Source organism: Halorhodospira sp. 9621 (assembly GCF_022228055.1).
Lineage (GTDB): Bacteria > Pseudomonadota > Gammaproteobacteria > Nitrococcales > Halorhodospiraceae > Halorhodospira > Halorhodospira halophila_A.
Window position 1 is genome coordinate 1 of the sequence record NZ_JAJNRD010000075.1, and the last position, 1853, is coordinate 1853.

General features: G+C 67.8%; 2 protein-coding genes. Both read left to right on the forward strand.

Features of this window, described 5'->3' with window-relative positions:
- Positions 1 to 1173 (forward strand): AAA family ATPase (locus tag LRF89_RS13095; protein WP_238637347.1); only part of this gene is annotated, 1173 nt, incomplete at its 5' end.
- 90 nt (positions 1174 to 1263) lie between these two features.
- Positions 1264 to 1620, forward strand: a complete 357-nt coding sequence (locus LRF89_RS13100; RefSeq protein ID WP_238637348.1) for a gamma-glutamylcyclotransferase family protein — start codon at positions 1264 to 1266, stop codon at positions 1618 to 1620.
- Positions 1621 to 1853 lie beyond the last annotated feature (233 nt).

Sequence of the window (1853 nt, forward strand, 5' to 3'; positions counted from 1 at the left end):
TTTGGGGCCCGCGGGCTGTTGGGCCTGCTCCTCGGTGGGCGCTCGGAGAGCCGGGGCGGCAAAGCCTGGACCAACCATCTGCTCGAGACCAATCCGGTGCCGGCGCTGTGGGTGACCAACACCCCGCAGCAGCTGGATCCGGCCTATCTGCGCCGGTTCGCCTATGTCGTTGAGGTGAACGCACCGGATCCGGCGGCTCGCGCGCAAATGATGGCCGAGGCCTGCCGCGGGCTGCCGGTCTCGCGCGCCTGGATCGAGCGCGCGGCCGAGACGGAGGGGCTCACCCCGGCGGAGATCCGTAACGCGACCCGCGTAGCGCGACTGGTGGCCCAGGGCGATGATCCGTCGGCGGTGGAGGTGTTCCTTGATGAGCACCTGCGCCGACAGTGTCGGCTCCAGGGGCGGCAGCCGCCGCGGCGTCGGCGTGGAACCGAGTCCATTGGCTATGACCGGTCCTACATCAACGCCGAGCCGGACCCGGAGGCGACGATCAACGCCCTTCTCGGCCTGGGGGAGGGGTCGGTCCTGCTTCACGGCCCGCCCGGGACGGGCAAGACGGCGCTTGCCGAGCATGTCGCCCGCGAGGCCGGCAGGAGCCTGATCAGCCGGCCGGCCTCGCAGCTGCTCTCCAAGTGGGTGGGGCAGACCGAGCAGAACCTGGCGCGGCTTTTCGAGACGGCGCAGCGGCGCGGGGCGGTGCTGCTCATCGACGAGGCCGACAGCCTGTTGCGCAGCCGCAGCTCAGCCCGCGCCAGCTGGGAGGTGACGCAGACCAACGAGTTGCTCGTCCAGCTTGAGGCCTTCGAGGGCATCGTCCTGTGCGCGACGAACCACCTGGAGGCCCTGGACGAGGCCGCGCTGCGGCGCTTCGACCACAAGCTGGCGCTTCACGCGCTCCGTCCATCGCAGCGCCGGGCTCTGTTCATGGAACTGCTGCGCGTGACCGTCGGTGACGGGGGAGATGCCCTGAGTGATGAGGAGCAGGCGGCTGTTCAACGCCGGCTCGAGCGTCTGGACAGTCTGACCCCGGGGGATTTCGCCACCGTGGCCCGGCGCTGGCGCCGGGGCGCTCCCGACGCGGCCGGGCCGAGCATCGAGGATTTGATCGTGGCCCTGGAGGCAGAGGAGCGGGTCAAGCCGGGGCATGGGAAGCAGCCGCTTGGCTTTATCTGATCGCAGACTGTGGCCCCCGCAGGTGCCCCTGGGCTGCCGCGGGGTCGCTTCATCAGGGGCTCAGACGGTAAGACAGGGAGAACGCTAGCCATGGTCTCGGAAAACACGCTCGTCTTCGTCTACGGCACGCTCAAGCGTGGCCATCCCAATCACGATGTTCTTGCGCGAGCTGATGGCCACTTCCTGATGGCCTGGGCGAGTGCTCCGGAGTACGAGATGATCGACCTCGGTTCCTTCCCGGCGGTACGGGAGGGCGGCGGGACGGCCATCCACGGGGAGATCTACGCCGTCGGTGATCTGGAACCACTCGATCAGCTCGAGGGTTACCCGCTGCTGTATGACCGCAAGCGGATTGATACGCCCTGCGGCAAGGCCTGGGTTTACATCAAGAACGATGCCGTTGGAGAACGGATTCCATCGGGCGACTGGGGGACGTGTGTCGGCTAGAACGCATGGGTGCCTGAAAGTGCATGATGCCCGGACCCGTGGCCGTGCGCGACGGAGACCTTCCTGTAGCCGATCATGCCGGTAGTCCATTCGAGGAGCGTTGAGATGTCCGAAAAGATCTTGTACTTCGCCTTCGGGTCGAACATGCACACCGCACGCTTGCAGGGGCGCGTCCCGTCGGCTGAGCCGCTCGGGCGTGCCTATCTCCCGGGGCGACGGCTCGCCTTCCGCAA